The sequence below is a fragment of the Roseivirga ehrenbergii genome, from assembly GCF_001593005.1.
GTDB lineage: Bacteria > Bacteroidota > Bacteroidia > Cytophagales > Cyclobacteriaceae > Roseivirga > Roseivirga ehrenbergii.
Window position 1 is genome coordinate 33,952 of record NZ_LQZQ01000003.1, and the last position, 16,209, is coordinate 50,160.

General features: G+C 40.0%; 15 protein-coding genes. 10 read left to right on the forward strand and 5 right to left on the reverse strand.

Annotation, left to right across the window (positions count from 1 at the left end; all coding sequences use genetic code 11):
• Positions 1 to 99 precede the first annotated feature (99 nt).
• From MB14_RS04255 to MB14_RS04260, 3 genes are all read left to right on the forward strand, one after another.
• Complete coding sequence (locus tag MB14_RS04255) at positions 100 to 663, forward strand: CPBP family intramembrane glutamic endopeptidase (protein WP_084375959.1); 564 nt, start codon at positions 100 to 102, stop codon at positions 661 to 663.
• Positions 656 to 805, forward strand: coding sequence for a hypothetical protein (locus tag MB14_RS19090; protein WP_221405457.1), 150 nt, complete (start codon positions 656 to 658; stop codon positions 803 to 805). Before MB14_RS04255 ends, MB14_RS19090 begins: the two co-directional genes overlap by 8 nt.
• Before the next feature lie 155 nt (positions 806 to 960).
• Positions 961 to 2,376, forward strand: coding sequence for a hypothetical protein (locus MB14_RS04260; RefSeq protein WP_062589090.1), 1,416 nt, complete (start codon positions 961 to 963; stop codon positions 2,374 to 2,376).
• Between the two features lie 66 nt (positions 2,377 to 2,442).
• On the opposite strand, the gene MB14_RS04265 is transcribed toward MB14_RS04260, so the two are convergent.
• On the reverse strand, positions 2,443 to 2,682 hold the full coding sequence (locus MB14_RS04265; protein ID WP_053224026.1) for a hypothetical protein: 240 nt from the start codon (positions 2,680 to 2,682) through the stop codon (positions 2,443 to 2,445).
• 6 nt (positions 2,683 to 2,688) lie between these two features.
• A complete protein-coding gene (gene carB / locus MB14_RS04270) occupies positions 2,689 to 5,502 on the reverse strand; it encodes a carbamoyl-phosphate synthase large subunit (RefSeq protein WP_062589092.1) in 2,814 nt (937 codons plus the stop codon).
• Between the two features lie 192 nt (positions 5,503 to 5,694).
• Between carB and MB14_RS04275 the strand changes: the two genes are divergently transcribed.
• Positions 5,695 to 6,120 carry a hypothetical protein gene (locus tag MB14_RS04275; protein ID WP_062589095.1) on the forward strand — a complete coding sequence of 142 codons (426 nt, stop codon included), beginning with the start codon at positions 5,695 to 5,697 and terminating at the stop codon, positions 6,118 to 6,120.
• Between the two features lie 227 nt (positions 6,121 to 6,347).
• Entirely contained in the window at positions 6,348 to 6,788 is a 441-nt protein-coding gene (locus tag MB14_RS04280; RefSeq protein ID WP_062589098.1) for a hypothetical protein, read from the forward strand.
• Positions 6,789 to 6,889: 101 nt separating this feature from the next.
• Here the strand turns inward: MB14_RS04280 and lpdA are convergent, their stop codons facing one another.
• Genes lpdA through MB14_RS04295 form a run of 3 tightly spaced genes read right to left on the reverse strand, consistent with a single transcriptional unit; the run spans position 6,890 to position 12,610 of the window.
• Positions 6,890 to 8,290 (reverse strand): dihydrolipoyl dehydrogenase, encoded by a 1,401-nt coding sequence (gene lpdA, locus MB14_RS04285; RefSeq protein WP_062589100.1) that lies wholly within the window; start codon positions 8,288 to 8,290, stop codon positions 6,890 to 6,892.
• Positions 8,291 to 8,320: 30 nt separating this feature from the next.
• The gene (gene odhB / locus MB14_RS04290) at positions 8,321 to 9,853 is read right to left on the reverse strand and encodes a 2-oxoglutarate dehydrogenase complex dihydrolipoyllysine-residue succinyltransferase (RefSeq protein WP_062589102.1); all 1,533 of its coding nucleotides are present in this window, start codon (positions 9,851 to 9,853) and stop codon (positions 8,321 to 8,323) included.
• Between the two features lie 6 nt (positions 9,854 to 9,859).
• A complete protein-coding gene (locus MB14_RS04295) occupies positions 9,860 to 12,610 on the reverse strand; it encodes a 2-oxoglutarate dehydrogenase E1 component (RefSeq protein WP_062589105.1) in 2,751 nt (916 codons plus the stop codon).
• Positions 12,611 to 13,024: 414 nt separating this feature from the next.
• Between MB14_RS04295 and MB14_RS04300 the strand changes: the two genes are divergently transcribed.
• The 5 genes from MB14_RS04300 to dapF all read left to right on the forward strand — a co-directional run bounded on the left by MB14_RS04300 (position 13,025) and on the right by dapF (position 16,179).
• Positions 13,025 to 13,603, forward strand: coding sequence for a 30S ribosomal protein S16 (locus MB14_RS04300; RefSeq protein ID WP_062589107.1), 579 nt, complete (start codon positions 13,025 to 13,027; stop codon positions 13,601 to 13,603).
• A gap of 11 nt (positions 13,604 to 13,614) precedes the next feature.
• Positions 13,615 to 14,148, forward strand: coding sequence for a ribosome maturation factor RimM (gene rimM / locus MB14_RS04305; RefSeq protein ID WP_062589110.1), 534 nt, complete (start codon positions 13,615 to 13,617; stop codon positions 14,146 to 14,148).
• A 2-nt stretch (positions 14,149 to 14,150) separates the two neighbouring features.
• Positions 14,151 to 14,828 carry a tRNA (guanosine(37)-N1)-methyltransferase TrmD gene (gene trmD / locus MB14_RS04310; protein WP_062299880.1) on the forward strand — a complete coding sequence of 226 codons (678 nt, stop codon included), beginning with the start codon at positions 14,151 to 14,153 and terminating at the stop codon, positions 14,826 to 14,828.
• Between the two features lie 86 nt (positions 14,829 to 14,914).
• Complete coding sequence (gene rplS, locus MB14_RS04315; RefSeq protein WP_053224041.1) at positions 14,915 to 15,274, forward strand: 50S ribosomal protein L19; 360 nt, start codon at positions 14,915 to 14,917, stop codon at positions 15,272 to 15,274.
• A gap of 32 nt (positions 15,275 to 15,306) precedes the next feature.
• On the forward strand, positions 15,307 to 16,179 hold the full coding sequence (dapF, locus tag MB14_RS04320; protein ID WP_311316234.1) for a diaminopimelate epimerase: 873 nt from the start codon (positions 15,307 to 15,309) through the stop codon (positions 16,177 to 16,179).
• Positions 16,180 to 16,209: the final 30 nt, after the last annotated feature.

Consider the following 16,209-nt stretch of genomic DNA (forward strand, 5'->3'; position numbering starts at 1 on the left):
TTACGTCTCGCTGCGACCAAAAAGTTAAAGTTTAAGCGACACGCTAAGACTAGAGAGAAATTACTTAAATGGGTTCAGTAATGAACCCATTTTTTATTCATGGAAGAATGCCTTAGACTTGTAGTAGCTATGCTTGGCATTCTAATTATTCTTCTTGCATCCTGGTTAATCCTCTTTCTTTTTGAAAAGAAGAGTCTGTTGGTTTTGGGTTTTACCCTGGTAACAAAAAAACTCAAACAGTTCGGGTTGGGCTTCTTAGTTTCCGCGGCCATTTGCGCTGGTGTTACCCTTGTGCTGGCAGCTTTAAGATCCGAAACTTGGCTTTTGAATAGTCAATTCAATTTTACGCTGTTACTCGATTCGGTTTGGTACGATCTCAAATCCGTATTTACCGAAGAACTGATTTACCGAGGCGCCTTACTTTACATCCTTATTAAAAAACTCGGCAACAAGAAAGGCGTACTGATTTCCGCAATTGCCTTTGGCGTTTATCACTGGTTTTCGTTTGGCGCATTGGGGAATGTGGTGCCCATGATTTATATATTTCTACTGACAGGCTTAATGGGTTTGGTTTGGGCATATGCCTTTGCTAAAACAGAATCTATCATGCTTCCTTTTGGGTTTCACCTTGGGTGGAGCGATCAACAACGGACTGTTGTCTAAAGGCCCTTTGGGCGAAATAGCCTTGGTGGCAACTGGCGGAATTGAACCAGAAGGAGCAATCATGATTTTGGGTCTGGTGATTTCAGTATTTGTGCCGCCTTTGGTTACTTGGCTGTATGTTAAGTATGCGGTTAAAGAATAATTGGAATTGCTATACGCACCATTTCTCTGAGAACCACCACAAAAACTTCCTTATAGCCACCAACATACTAGTGCTATAAGGAAATTTTTATAAATTACATGAGATATATAAGACACAAACGTGGCGTATAGATAACATTAGAGATAATTATCTAAATGGAAAGGATTGAGGATATTAAAAAAAATGCCATACAAACAAACCTCAATAAGACCTTTGAATTCTTAAGAAGATTTAATCGCTCAAAGAAGGGCACAATTATCTCTCAATATCCAACCATTAATGGCATTGACATTTCATTTAAAAGGACTTATCGCAAATTTCTATATGAGACTTCCGAAATACTTTCCAAGGGACCTCCTGTCAAGTTTCAGCACCTGGGATATAGAATGATCAAGCCGTTTAAGATTCAGTCCAACGATGAATTATATGACGTTAAATATGGTGCCTGCCATGTCTCAACTAATATTGGGTCGGGATTTAACTCAAAGGGTGAACTCTGCGAGCTTGACTGGAATTTTGATGAATCCAAGGGGTACTATAGAGCATTATTACCATTAAGTGAGTTTTCTCATCCGCCTGTTAATTACATTCTTGGAAGCGCATTTAAAGTTGGTAGATCGACAAGGTATCATGGGTACATCCCGGTCTCTCTCGGTAGTCATAAACTAGCATTTTACGACTATGATTATAAGAAACAGAGGTATTTGGTAGTAGATTCCTTGACATCTATGGACTATCCTGAATTCGAGAAGGCCGTTGAAGCAATCATATACTCGTTTGGTTTCTTGAGTGGATCATTGACAAGAGACGAGTTAACAATATTTAGTCATTCAGAGTCAAGTTTCAAGAAAGTCTCTGGGTTTCAGTTCAGACAAACCGAAGATACAATAAGAAGCTCCCTTGGCATCATTAACCCAAGAGAACATAAAGAGTATGATAATCTAGATAAAGCTATCTATTTCAGTGAAGAGGATTTCTCAAAATTGGCTACCGTATGTTTTAATGAATTACCTTTCAAAAGAGCAATAAGAATTATAACACAATCTAGAAACCTTCCACAGGAGATTGAAACAGCCTCATTTTTTGTTGCTCTGGAAACGATCAAAAACCTAATAATTACAAGTAATGAGGAAAAGATCAGGTCTTTTAAGAATCAGGAAGATGCCAACAAACTTATCCTTGACTGCAAGGCTCTGGTTAATAAACTAGATGATTCTAAACTCAACTTTAAACAACGAGTGCTAAATAAGATGGACCAGTTAAACGACATAGGAAATAATGAAAGTTTTCTTATCTCATTTGACCTAATGGGACTAAAACTAAATAAGGCTGAGAAACAATGCATCAAAAAGAGAAACAGATTCCTTCACGGTAACATGCCATTTGAGAATGAACCTGAGAGTGTGAAAACCAAAGAACTAAGTGAAATAGCACTTCGAACGCACTATTTAGTTTCCTCATTGATCTTGAAATATGCTGGATGCAGTTGTTACTTGAAGAATACCTTGAAATATTTAGATTTGGCTAATGGTGAAAACAAAGTTGATGAGCCTCTCTTCAAGAAAATTTAAAATATATACTTGCTTTTTAAGACAGTACCTACTACCTAAAAAAATAAACATAAAAAAAGAGGTGGATTAATCCACCTCTTCGTAATCTACATATTCTCCTCCTCTGAAATTATCAGAGGATTTTTCTTTCGTATTCTTAGGTGCGTAGTCAACATTGATTTTCCCTTCGGGACGATGTTGTTGCGTATACTGTTGGCGAGCACCCGCAGTCCTTTGCTGGCCCGTTAGGCCCGCTACAAAAAAGCGGAGCACATTGCGGATAATCCAGCCAATTAGAATTACGAAGAATAAAAATTTAAAAAACATATCGTTTTACCTGCTTAGGTACAAATTCCTTTTAGAGTAGATGTCCAAGAAATAATCATCCATTAGGTCATCTATAAAGTAAATTGCCTCACCAGTAGATTTCATCTCTGGTCCAAGTTCCTTGTTTACATTCGGGAATTTATGGAATGAGAAAACCGGTTCTTTAATGGCGTAGCCTTTCTTAACTGGTTTAAAATCAAAGTCTTTGATCTTTTTCTCACCCAACATCACCATTGTAGCATACTTTACATATGGCTCTTGGTAGGCTTTACCTATAAACGGAACGGTTCTCGATGCCCTTGGGTTCGCTTCAATGATATAAACTTTATCATTTTTTATAGCGAACTGAATATTGATCAGTCCCACAGTGTTCAGCGCAAGTGCAATTTTCTTAGTGTGTGCCTCAATCTGTCTGATGATGAAATCACCAAGACTATAAGGAGGAAGCACCGCATATGAGTCACCAGAGTGAATTCCTGCCGGCTCAATGTGTTCCATAATACCTATGATGTAAACATCTTCTCCATCGCATATGGCATCGGCTTCGGCCTCAATTGCATTTTCTAAGAAGTGATCGAGCAACACTCTATTACCAGGAATATCTTTCAAGATGTTGATGACGTGTTCTTCAAGCTCCTGCTCGTTGATCACAATCTTCATGCTCTGGCCTCCTAAAACGTATGAAGGACGCACTAGCAATGGAAAGCCTAGTTCTTTAGAAAGCTCCAGGGCTTCATCAGCATCTTCTATTACTCCAAACTTAGGGTAAGGAATATCGTTTTCAGCCAGTAGATCAGAGAAACGACCTCTGTCTTCTGCTAAATCAAGGGCATTGTAGCTGGTTCCAATAATTTTGATTCCGTAACGATCAAGCTTCTCTGCCAATTTCAAGGCAGTTTGCCCGCCCAATTGCACAATTACACCTTCTGGTTTTTCATGAAGAATGATGTCGTAAATGTGTTCCCAGAAAACAGGTTCGAAGTAGAGTTTATCGGCCACATCAAAATCTGTAGAAACGGTTTCAGGGTTACAGTTGATCATGATGGTTTCGTAACCGCACTCTTTAGCGGCCAATAAGCCGTGAACGCAAGAATAATCAAATTCAATTCCTTGTCCGATACGGTTAGGTCCCGAACCTAGAATAATTACTTTCTTTTTATCACTGCTAATCGATTCGTTTTCTTCATCGAAAGAAGAGTAGTAATACGGTGTTTGGGCTTCAAATTCTGCTGCGCAAGTATCAACGAGTTTGTACACTCGTTTAATGCCCATTTCATGTCTTTTAGTGAAAACTTCACTTTCAAGACATTTAATCAAATGCGCGATTTGTCTGTCGGCATAACCTTTTTCCTTGGCCGTTCTTAGAAGGCTTTCGGGTAAGGTTTGTAGGTTGTGCTTTTCAATTTCATCTTCCAGCTGGATCATTTCTTCAATTTGCTGAAGGAACCACTTGTCGATTTTAGTTTTCCTTTGGATGGTTTTTAAAGGAATTCCGAGTTTGAAAGCGTCATAAACATGGAAGAGTCTGTCCCAGCTAGGGTTCTCTAGGCTGTAAAGTAGGGCAGCTTGGTCTTTCAATTCCTTGCCATCGGCCCCTAAACCGTTACGCTTAATTTCTAATGATTGACATGCTTTTTGAAGTGCCTCTTGGAAGTTTCGGCCAATTCCCATGGCTTCACCTACCGACTTCATTTGCAAGCCAAGCTTTCTGTCAGAACCTTTGAATTTGTCAAAATTCCAACGCGGTATTTTTACGATTACATAATCCAATGCTGGCTCGAAGAAAGCCGATGTGGTTTTTGTAATCTGGTTTTTCAATTCATCTAAGTTGTAACCAATGGCCAACTTAGCGGCAATTTTCGCAATTGGGTAACCTGTTGCTTTAGAAGCCAGTGCCGAAGACCTCGAAACACGAGGGTTGATTTCGATACCAACAATGGTGTCGTCTTCAGGGTTTACCGAGAACTGTACATTACAGCCTCCAGCAAATTGCCCAATGGCGTTCATCATTTTGATGGCCAAGTCACGCATTTCTTGGTAGGTAGTATCTGGCAAGGTCATGGCAGGCGCCACAGTAATTGAATCGCCAGTATGTACCCCCATCGGATCAAAGTTCTCGATAGAACAGATGATGATGACGTTACCGATGTTATCTCTTAGTAGCTCAAGCTCGTATTCTTTCCAGCCTAAAATACTTTGCTCTACCAATACCTCGTGAATTGGGGAAGCATTTAAGCCGTGGGTTAAAGCTTGATCGAACTCTTCTTGTGTATTAACGAATCCGCCACCGTAGCCTCCAAGGGTATATGAAGGACGAATTACAAGCGGAAAACCAATTTCTTGTGCAATTTCTTTTCCTTTTAAGAAAGAAGTTGCGGTTTCTCCTTTACAAACGTTGACATCAATTTCTTGCATCTTCAACCTGAATTTCTCGCGATCTTCAGTGGTTTCAATGGCATTAATGTCTACGCCAATAATTTTCACATCATACTTTTTCCAGATTCCTGCTTTATCACAGTCAATTGCCAAATTGAGTGCAGTTTGGCCTCCCATAGTTGGTAGAACTGCATCAATTTTATGCTTTTCTAGAATTTCAATGATAGACCTTTTCGTCAAAGGCTTCAAGTAAACGTTATCGGCCGTTACCGGGTCGGTCATGATTGTGGCAGGATTGGAATTGATGAGGGTTACCTCGATTCCTTCTTCCCTTAATGATTTTGAGGCTTGAGTACCAGAATAATCAAATTCACAAGCTTGTCCGATGATGATTGGCCCACTTCCGATGATGAGGACAGATTTTATGCTATTGTCTTTAGGCATTTGTAAGGGGTACGTGCGGTTTTACTAGGGTGTAAATTGGCACAAAGTTATAGCGTAAAACTTATAATCAAAACCAATGGAAAGCTTATTCTTAGATTTGGTATCTAAGGCTGAATTTCTAGAAGTTTTCAGAAAGGCAGAAAGAAAAAAAGCTTAAATTCAGATCAATAATTTATGCTAACAAACAACACTATGAAAAATTTGAAATCACTTTTAACACTTACTTTAAGCTTGCTTCTGGCAGTTTCTATTGTGGGCTGTGCTTCGGGTAAGGCATCGGCAACTGATACTGCCAAGGTTGAGGAAAAAGCCAAAGAAAAAGCTTATGACCCAAGAGGAGTTTGGGATTATACCGTTCAAACCCCGGATACTGATAGCTACGGGATAATGCGAATTACAGGAGATAATGGTCTTTATGCTGCAGTAATGGAAACAGATCAATTCGGGACACTCAATGTAACTGGATTTACAGTGGTAGGTAATGCTTTTTCTGGCTCTATTGATGTTATGGGAGCAACTGCAGGTATTGAAGGCTCTTTTGATGGAGATAGTATGTCTGGATACGTGAATATGGGTGCTGACTCTTTCCCAGTGCAAGCCACGAGGAAATCAAAATAAGCTTAAGTGAATTGATGTATTTTACTTAATATGAAACAAAGAAGTCTGCTATATGGCAGACTTTTTTGTTTATGGGAATAACAGTTTTGTGTATTTGAATCTTAGCATGGGAATTTTATCCCATAGTGGGAGAGGGATGTTTTAAAAACCCGTAATTATGTCCTTGTTGAGCTGTTTTATTAGCTGGCTTAGTGTTTGGTGAATGATAATTGACCAACTCTTAAGATATGTATCAGTACTCAAAATCAGCTATGGTGATAGGCCTATTCCTATCCATATTAATGACTAGCTGCCAAGGAGCAAGGGTTTCAGGAAACGGCTTTTTCGATTCAAGAAATGAAGTTCTTAAAGAGGCTTTGATTGGAAAGTGGGAAGCTTCAGGGGAAGAAAAAATTCTCTTTGAGTTTTCTGAAGTTGAAAAGGGGATTAAGATGTTAGTTGATGACGAAGAGAGGGAAATGTTTGATTTTAATTGTGATGGAGACATTCGCTTTTCATTTGGGTACTTAAACAGTAATAGTGATACAGTTTATGTGGCCGCACAATTCAAGACATACGACATGAAGACTCTCGTGGGTTTACAGTCTCCTCAAAATGAGAGTTCGTCTGAGGTTAGCTTTTTCAATTTAAATAGAAAGTTGAATGTAGAAATAGAGGAGCAACAATAAGAAGTTGAGTTTTAATAAAAGTTGAGTTGAGTTTTTAGGTTAAAAATAGAGAAGGCCGTCATTTGACGGCCTTCTCTTATTTTATGCTATGTAAGTTTTGTCTAGATGTGCAACGCTCTATTGTCAGTCGCTGCTAAACAAGCCTCTTTGAATGCTTCGGTATAGGTTGGATGCGCATGCGACATTCTCGCGATGTCTTCGGCACTTGCCCTGAACTCCATTGCTACCACCGCCTCAGCAATCATATCAGCTGTTCTTGGGCCAATCATATGTACGCCAAGAATTTCATCGGTCTTTTTATCAGCCAATACTTTCACCAAACCATCAGTGTCCATTGAAGCTCTCGCTCTGCCTGAAGCTTTGAAAGGGAAAGAGCCCGTTTTGTATTCAACTCCTTTTTCTTTCAATTGCTCTTCGGTATAACCTACAGCAGCCACTTCCGGCCAAGTATACACCACACCAGGGATTAAGTTGTAATTGATGTGCGGCTTTTGCCCCATAATGGTTTCTGCAACAAAAACGCCTTCTTCTTCAGCCTTATGGGCTAACATGGCGCCTTTGATTACATCACCAATGGCATATACATTACCCACTTTGGTTTTTAAATGCTCGTCAACCTCAATTCGGCCGCGATCATCTGGTGTAATGCCAATGTTCTCTAAGCCCAAACCTTCAGTATAAGGTTTTCTACCTATAGAAACTAAGCAGTAATCTGCGTTCAGTTCAACAGTTTCGCCTTTGCTGTTTTCAGCTTTAACAGTTACGTTTTTCGCTGTGCCTTTTACTTCGGTTACTTTATGACCAAGGTAGAAATTGAAGCCAAGTTTTTTCAACGACTTCTTCAACTCACGCCCCATAGTGCTGTCCATGGTAGGAATAAGTGAATCCATGTATTCTACCACAGATACTTCGGCACCCAAACGGGCATACACCGAACCTAATTCCATACCGATTACACCACCACCAATTACGATCATGTGTTTTGGTACTTCTTTAAGCTCTAAGGCTTCGGTAGAAGTGATAACACGCTTTTTATCGATTTTAATGAAAGGAAGCGAAGAAGGTTTTGAACCCGTAGCAATAATTACTTTATCCGTTTCAAGCTTGGTTTCTTTGCCGTCTTTGTCAGTTACTTTGATGTTGTTTTTATCGATGAACGAGCCAACACCAGTGTGAACATCAATTTTGTTCTTCTTCATTAAGAAGGCAATGCCATTCACGTTATCGGTTACCACACCTGCTTTGCGATCGATCATTTGCTTTAGATTTACCTGAAGGTTATCTAATTCAATGCCGTGCGTTTTAAAGGTGTGCGCTGCGTTATGGTAATGTTCTGAAGAATCGAGTAATGCTTTTGAAGGAATACAACCTACGTTTAAGCAAGTACCACCTAATGTATCGTATTTTTCGATGATGGCCGTTTTCATTCCCAGTTGTGCGCAACGAATTGCCGCTACATAACCACCGGGTCCCGAACCAATCACTGTTACATCATATTTCATATCTACGATTTTGGATGTTTGATTTTAGATTTATACTCCTAATAATAATCTTGTTGGGTCTTCCAGTAATTCTTTCACTCTTACCAAGAAGCTTACCGACTCTCTTCCGTCCACAATTCTGTGATCGTAAGAAAGGGCTAAGTACATAATAGGTAGAATTTCAACCTGACCATTTACAGCCATTGGGCGTTCTACAATGTTGTGCATTCCCAAAATAGCCGACTGCGGAGCATTGATAATTGGTGTTGAAAGCATAGAACCGAAAATACCTCCATTAGTAATGGTAAAGGTTCCTCCAGTCATTTCCTCGATGGTAAGTTTACCATCTCTCGCTTTCATGGCCAACCTCATTACTTCTTTTTCAATTTGGTCGAAGCTCATGCTTTCTGCATTTCTGATTACAGGAACCATCAAACCTTTTGGGGCTGAAACCGCAATAGAAACGTCTACGAAATCATGGTAAACGATTTCGTTACCATCAATTTGAGCGTTTACAGCTGGCCAGTCTTTGGCCGCCATGGTTACCGCTTTGGTAAAGAACGACATAAAGCCTAAGCCAATCTCGTGTTTCTCTTTAAATGATTCCTTGTACTTCTTACGAATGTCCATGATTGGTTTCATGTTCACTTCGTTGAAGGTAGTAAGCATTGCGGTTTCGTTTTTCACTGAAACTAAACGCTTCGCTACTGTTTTTCTTAGGGCCGACATGCGCTCTCTGCTTTCATTACGTCCACCTGGAACACTAATGGCTGGAGCTGAATCTTCTTTTTTGCTTTCTGCTGCCTTCGGTGCTGGTGCCGATTTTTGAGCACTTTCTGCATCTTCTTTGGTAATTCTACCATCAACGCCTGTTCCTTTTACCGATTTAGGATCGATACCTTTTTCAGCTAAAATTTTAGCCGCTGCCGGAGAGGCATGGCCTGTAGCATAAGTTTGATCTTGTGAAGAAGATTGAGAAGCAGGAGCAGCAGATGCTGTTTTTGCTTCAGATTTAGCAGGTGCACCACCTTCGGTTACCTCAATTTTACAAATCGTTGCACCGATTTCGATAGTGTCACCTTCTTCTGCAATAATGGTAAGTATACCCGATGCTTCGGCAGGCAATTCAAAGGTTGCTTTATCCGAATCTACTTCAGCAATAATCTCGTCAAGCTCTACATAATCGCCAGTGTTTTTCAACCAGCTAGAAATGGTCACCTCAGTAATAGATTCGCCTACAGTAGGCACAATCATTTCTTTAGTTTCACCAGTAGATTTTGGGCCAGCGCTTTCTTTGGCTTCAGCTTTTGGAGCTTCTTTTTCTGGAGCAGGGGCACTACTTCCAGCTGCATCTGTGTCAATTTCACAGATGGTTGCGCCAATTTCTAGCGTTTCGCCTTCTTGGGCAATAATGTGCAATTTACCTGCAGCTTCGGCATTTAGTTCAAATGTGGCTTTGTCTGATTCTAGCTCACAAATAACTTCGTCCATTTCTACAGACTCTCCTTCTTTTTTGAACCACTGGGCAATTGTAACCTCGGTTATTGACTCTCCAACGGTAGGTACTTTGATTTCAAGACTCATGATTTCTTAATTTTTTGCGAAAGCTTGATCGACTAATTTTTCTTGTTCGGCAGCGTGTACTTTGGCGTAACCTGTTGCAGGTGAAGCACTCGCTTTACGAGATATTAATGTAAGGACTTTGTCTTTATAGGCTCTTAATATAAACGACCAGTAACCCATGTTTTCAGGCTCTTCTTGTACCCAGAAAACTTCCGCACCTTTATATTGGCTTAGGATTTCGTTCACTTGGTTAGTTGGGAATGGCTGAATTTGCTCAACTCTCACTATAGCAACATCCTTACGCTTGTCTGTTTCTTGGCGCTCAAGCAAATCGTAGTAGATTTTTCCTGAACAAAGAAGAACACGTTTTACAGATTTAGCAGTTGCATAATCATCGCCAATTACCTCTTGGAAACGACCCGAAGTAAAATCCTCTACTGGTGAAACTACCTTAGGATGGCGCAATAAAGATTTAGGCGACATCACCACCAATGGTTTTCTGAATTCCCATGTCAACTGTCTTCTCAATGCGTGGAAGAAGTTGGCTGGAGTGGTGATATTGGCCACTACCATATTGTATTCAGCGCTCAACTGTAAGTAACGCTCAGGTCTTGCATTTGAATGCTCTGGGCCTTGGCCTTCATAACCATGTGGTAAAAGAAGCACCATTCCGTTCATGCGTTGCCATTTTGTTTCAGAACATGAAATGAACTGATCTACCATTACTTGGGCACCGTTGGCAAAATCACCGAACTGGCCTTCCCATAATGTAAGAGCATTTGGGTTTGCCATGGCGTAGCCAAATTCAAAGCCCATTACGCCAAATTCTGAAAGCAGAGAGTTATAAATTTCGAATTTATTATCTGCTCCAAGATGGTTTAAACTATTGTAGGCTTCGTTGGTGTTGGCATCGTGCAATACAGCGTGTCTGTGCGAGAAGGTTCCTCTTTGCACATCCTGACCCGTTAAACGTACTTTTTTGCCATCCAATAGAAGCGATCCATAAGCCAGAAGTTCACCAGCGGCCCAGTTCAAAGACTTCTCTTTAAAGAACATGTCTTTACGCTGTTTCAGCTGCTTTTCTATTTGCTTTAAAGGCTTAAATCCTTTTGGAATAGTAGTTAGGGCGTCCGCTACTTTCTTGAGCGTATCATTTGAAATTCCAGTTTCTGGAGACTGTTCAAAATCTTCTGGTTTAGATCTTCTCAAGTTCCTCCACTCTTCTTCCAATGGTTGGTAGATGTACGGAAGTGGCTTTTGCTTCACCAAATTGAGTCTATCTTGAAGAAGTGCTCTAAATTCTTTGTCTAATTTCTTAGCTAAAGCAGCTTCAATCGCACCTTTTTCAATTAGTTGTTTATTGTAAACCTCACGCGGGTTCGGGTGTTTTGAAATCACATTATATAGTGAAGGTTGCGTGAACTTAGGTTCATCGCTTTCGTTATGGCCGTGTCTACGGTAGCAAACCATGTCCACGAAAATATCCTCGCCAAATTTTTGTCTGTACTCAGCAGCAAACTGAACACAGAAAACTACCGCTTCTGGATCATCACCATTAACATGAAGTACAGGTGCGTCAATAATTTTTGCTACATCGGTACAATAGATACTTGAACGAGCATCGTCAAAGTCTGTAGTAAAACCAACTTGGTTATTAATTACAAAGTGGATAGTTCCGCCTGTATTGTAGCCTTCAAGATTACCCATTTGAGTAACCTCATATACTATGCCTTGTGCGGCAACGGCTGCATCACCATGAATAAGGATTGGTAGTATTTTAGAGCGGTCTCTATTGTATTCTTCATCACCTTTGGCCCTTACAAAGCCTTCAACCACCGGGTTTACTGCTTCGAGGTGGGAAGGGTTAGGCGCTAGTTTAAGCTCAACTTTTTCGCCATTTACCGCAGTAACTTGGCTCGAAAATCCCATGTGATATTTAACGTCACCATCGCCCATGGTAAGGTCAGGTGTAGAATTGCCTTCAAATTCGCTAAAGATTTGCTCGTAGGTTTTGCCCATGATATTGGCCAAAACATTCAAACGACCACGGTGGGCCATTCCAATCATTACTTCTTTAACACCAAGTTCGGCACCTTTATTAATAATAGCATCCAATGCAGCGATTGTAGTTTCTCCACCTTCTAAAGAGAATCTCTTCTGACCCAAATATTTGGTGTGAAGGAAGTTTTCGAAAACTACGGCTTCGTTAAGTTTGCTAAGAATTCTTTCGCGCTGGGCGTGAGATGGCTTAAATGAAAGCGCATCTTTTTCGATTTTTTCTCTGAGCCACTTTAATTTTTCAGGATCACGAACATACATGTATTCGAAACCGACAGTTCCTTCGTAAATGTATTTAAGCGTTTCAATAATCTTTCTTAAAGGCGCTCTGCCAATTCCCAACTCTTCACCAGAGATGAATTGAGTATCTAAGTCTGACTCGCTTAAGTTGAAGTCAGCCAAATCAAGAATTGGTTTTCTATCTTTTCTTTCCCTAACAGGGTTGGTTTTAGACCTTAGGTGCGCTCTCGTTCTGTAAGCGTGGATCAGGTTTCTTACCTGAACCTCTTTGTCAGAAACAGTATTACTACCAGTTGTAGTTTGAGCAGTGCTCGAAGCCTGACCATCTGGTAACATTGAATACTCTGTTTGAGCGAACTCAAAACCTTCGAAAAATTTTTTCCAACCCTCATCAATACTGTTGGGGTCATTTTTAAATTGCTGATAAAGGGCTTCTAAAGCCTTAGGATCTGCATTGCTTAAATAAGAATAATTATCCATGAACAGGTGTTTGCCTCTTATGAGTACCAAAGGTAGATCTTTAGTTTAGTTATTGAAAACCGTTTATGCGGTTATATAAATGTGTCTATTTTTATATATCAGAATGAGGTTTTTGTTCTTAATCGTATTTAGGGGCTTAGGGTTGTGTTTGTGGGGAGAGTAATTTCTTGAGCCAAAGACAATAATAGCGGGTGGGTGTCTCGTCTTGGTCTCTTGAATTGGTGTGTTCTCATTATATTTGAATGCTGAGCTAAGTACTTTATAATTAGTATAGTGTATTAGAATCAAGGTGGTTTGAATTTTAATGAAAGGTATGTGTTTCTATTAAAGAAAAACCCGTACATTTGCAGTCCATTTTTGAGACGTGATCTCAAAGATTAGAGGACGTGATCCTCGCTAAACTTTAAAAGTTAAATGGCAGTAAAAATCAGATTGGCCCGTAGAGGCCGCAAGAAGCAAGCGATTTACGATGTAGTTATCGCAGACGCAAGAGCACCACGTGATGGTCGCTTTATTGAAAAAATTGGTATTTATAACCCAAACACTAACCCAGCTACTATCAATATTGATAATGAGAAGGCGTTTCAGTGGGTTATGAATGGGGCACAGCCTACAGATACTGTAAAGGCAATGCTTTCTTACCGCGGAGTTCTTTTAAGAAAACACCTTCAGATTGGTGTGATCAAAGGAGCAATTACTCAAGAAGAAGCTGATAAAAAATATCAGGCTTGGTTAGACGGTAAAGAATCTCAAATTTCTGGTAAAGTAGAGCAATTAGCAAAAGCAAAAGATGACGCTAAGAAAGCGAAGTTGGAAGCGGAAGCTAAAGTGAATGCTGCAAGAGCTGAGGCGATTGCTGCTAGAAAAGCAGAAGCAGAGGCTGCTAATGCACCGGCTGTTGAGGAAGAAGCTACTGAAGAAGTAGAAGCTTCAGCTGAAGAGGCTCCTGCTGCAGAAGAAGCACCAGCTGCTGAAGAGAAAAAAGAAGATTAATTTATTCGGTCATGACGGTTGAAGATTGTTACCAATTAGGGTATATCGTTAAACCGCACGGCTTAAAAGGTGAGGTTCAAATCTTGTTAGATGTGGACTATCCTGATGAATATAAAACATTGGAATCAGTTTTTGTCCAACAAGGGCAACAACTGGTTCCTTTTTTTATTACCGCTATCTCCTTAAATGGAGATAAAGCCATTGTTAGGTTTGAGGATACGGATTCTCTAGAGTTAGCACAGTCGCTTAAAGGTTGTGCGCTTTACTTGCCTTTATCTACTCTTCCAGAACGAGAGGAAGGAGATTTTTATTTTCATGAACTCGTAGGCTTAGAGTTAATCGATGTCAATACGGATGACGCTGTTGGCATGATAGAGAATGTGTTTGAGGCTGGCCCACAAACATTGCTATCGGTAAAGCATAAAACTTCTAAGGAAGTATTGATTCCGTTGACTGATGAGTTGATAAAGGAAATAGACAAAGAGAATAATCAAATTCACATGTTTGTTCCTGAAGGCTTGGTAGATGTTTATTTAGAAGACTAATCATGAGAATTGACATCATCACCTTATTACCTCGATTACTTGATAGTCCTTTTTCACACTCTATATTAAAAAGAGCGCAGGATAAAGGTTTGGCAGAAGTGGTGGTGCATGATTTGCGTGAATTCTCAACCAGTAAGCAGCGTCAACTTGACGATTATGCTTATGGTGGTGGGGCAGGCATGGTGATGATGATTGAGCCGATTGATTTGTGTATTTCTAAATTAAAGGCTGAGCGTGATTATGATGAAGTCATTTATATGACTCCTGATGGGGAACTGCTTAATCAAGGAATTGCGAATGAGCTTTCCTTGAAAGGGAATCTTATCTTACTGTGCGGTCATTATAAAGGAGTAGACGAAAGAGTAAGAGAGCATTTTATTACCCGAGAAATTAGTATTGGAAATTATGTGCTATCAGGAGGAGAATTGGCAGCCGCTGTGGTGGCGGATGCTATAATTAGATTGCTGCCCGGGGTATTGTCTGACGAAACTTCGGCTCTGACGGACTCTTTTCAAGATGATTTGGTAGCTCCACCAGTCTATACACGGCCAGCGGAGTATAAAGGAATGGTTGTTCCAGAAGTGCTTTTGTCGGGTCATCAGGCCAAGATTGAAGAGTGGAGGTATGAGCAATCTGTAGCGCGAACTAGGGCTAGGCGACCTGGATTGCTAGATGAATAAAAAATTATTGATAGCCTGCTTGTTACAAAAACATTTTCCATATATTTGCAGTCCGATTTTAGACGAGGCTGTTAGAGATAGAAATCATGAGTGATCTTATCAAATTTATAGAGCAAGAAAATAACGAAGTAAGAACTTCGATGCCACAGTTCAATCCAGGTGACACTATCAACGTGCACGTGAAGATTAAAGAAGGTGGTAAAGAGAGAATTCAGCAGTTTCAAGGAACTGTAATTCAGAGAAAAAACCCAGGCACAAACGGTGAGACTTTCACAGTAAGAAAAATTTCTAACGGTGTTGGTGTTGAAAGAGTGTTCCCACTTCTTTCTCCAAATGTCGATAAAATCGAAGTGCTTAGAAAAGGTAAAGTAAGAAGAGCTAAATTATTCTACTTAAGAGGTAGACATGGTAAAGCTGCTAGAATTAAAGAGAAATTGACTAAATAGTCATTCCTTTAGAAAGAACTTAAACCTCCATTTTGGGGGTTTTTTTATGCCTTATACTTTTTCTACGCCAATATGTCACCTTTTTAAATGAGGCGCATTTATTGTTCCTTTGCCCACCAAATAAGAATTTATCAGTGGTGATTCAATTTCATAAATATCAAGGTACAGGCAACGATTTCGTAATGATCGATAATCGTGATTTGAAATTCGATAAATCGGACCTTTTGCTCATCGGAAGATTGTGTGATCGAAGGTTCGGAGTAGGCGCAGATGGTGTCATTCTTATAGAGAATCACCCCGAACTCGACTTCGAAATGATTTACTTTAACCCTGATGGCTCACAGAGTTTGTGTGGTAACGGAAGCCGTTGTGCGGTTATGTTTGCCAAAAGTTTAGGGATTATCGGCAATGAAACCGAGTTTTTAGCCATTGATGGGGTTCACTCAGCTTTTATTGATGAAGATGAAGTGCACTTATTAATGAATGATGTTGCCGAACATGAATTGATCGGTAACGACTTTCTAATTAATACAGGTTCTCCTCATTATATAAAATATGTACCGAATGCACACGATATTGATGTTGTGCAAACAGGTAGGGACATTCGTTATTCTGACCGCTTTAAAGAGGATGGAGTAAATGTGAATTTTATTGAGGAGTGCCCAAACAACTCACTTGTAATTAGGACGTATGAGAGAGGGGTTGAAAACGAGACTTTGTCTTGTGGTACTGGTTGTACTGCAGCAGCATTGTCTTTTGCACTGAAGGGTGCAGAATCGCCCATTAGGCTTAATGCTGTTGGTGGAGAACTTCAAGTCTCTTTTAACCAAGAGGGCGATATTTTTAAGGATATCTATTTGATAGGTCCTGCTGAAAAAGTATTTGAAGGAGTAATCGAGCTGTGAATATAAATCAAGCTTATGTTTCCTTTTTCT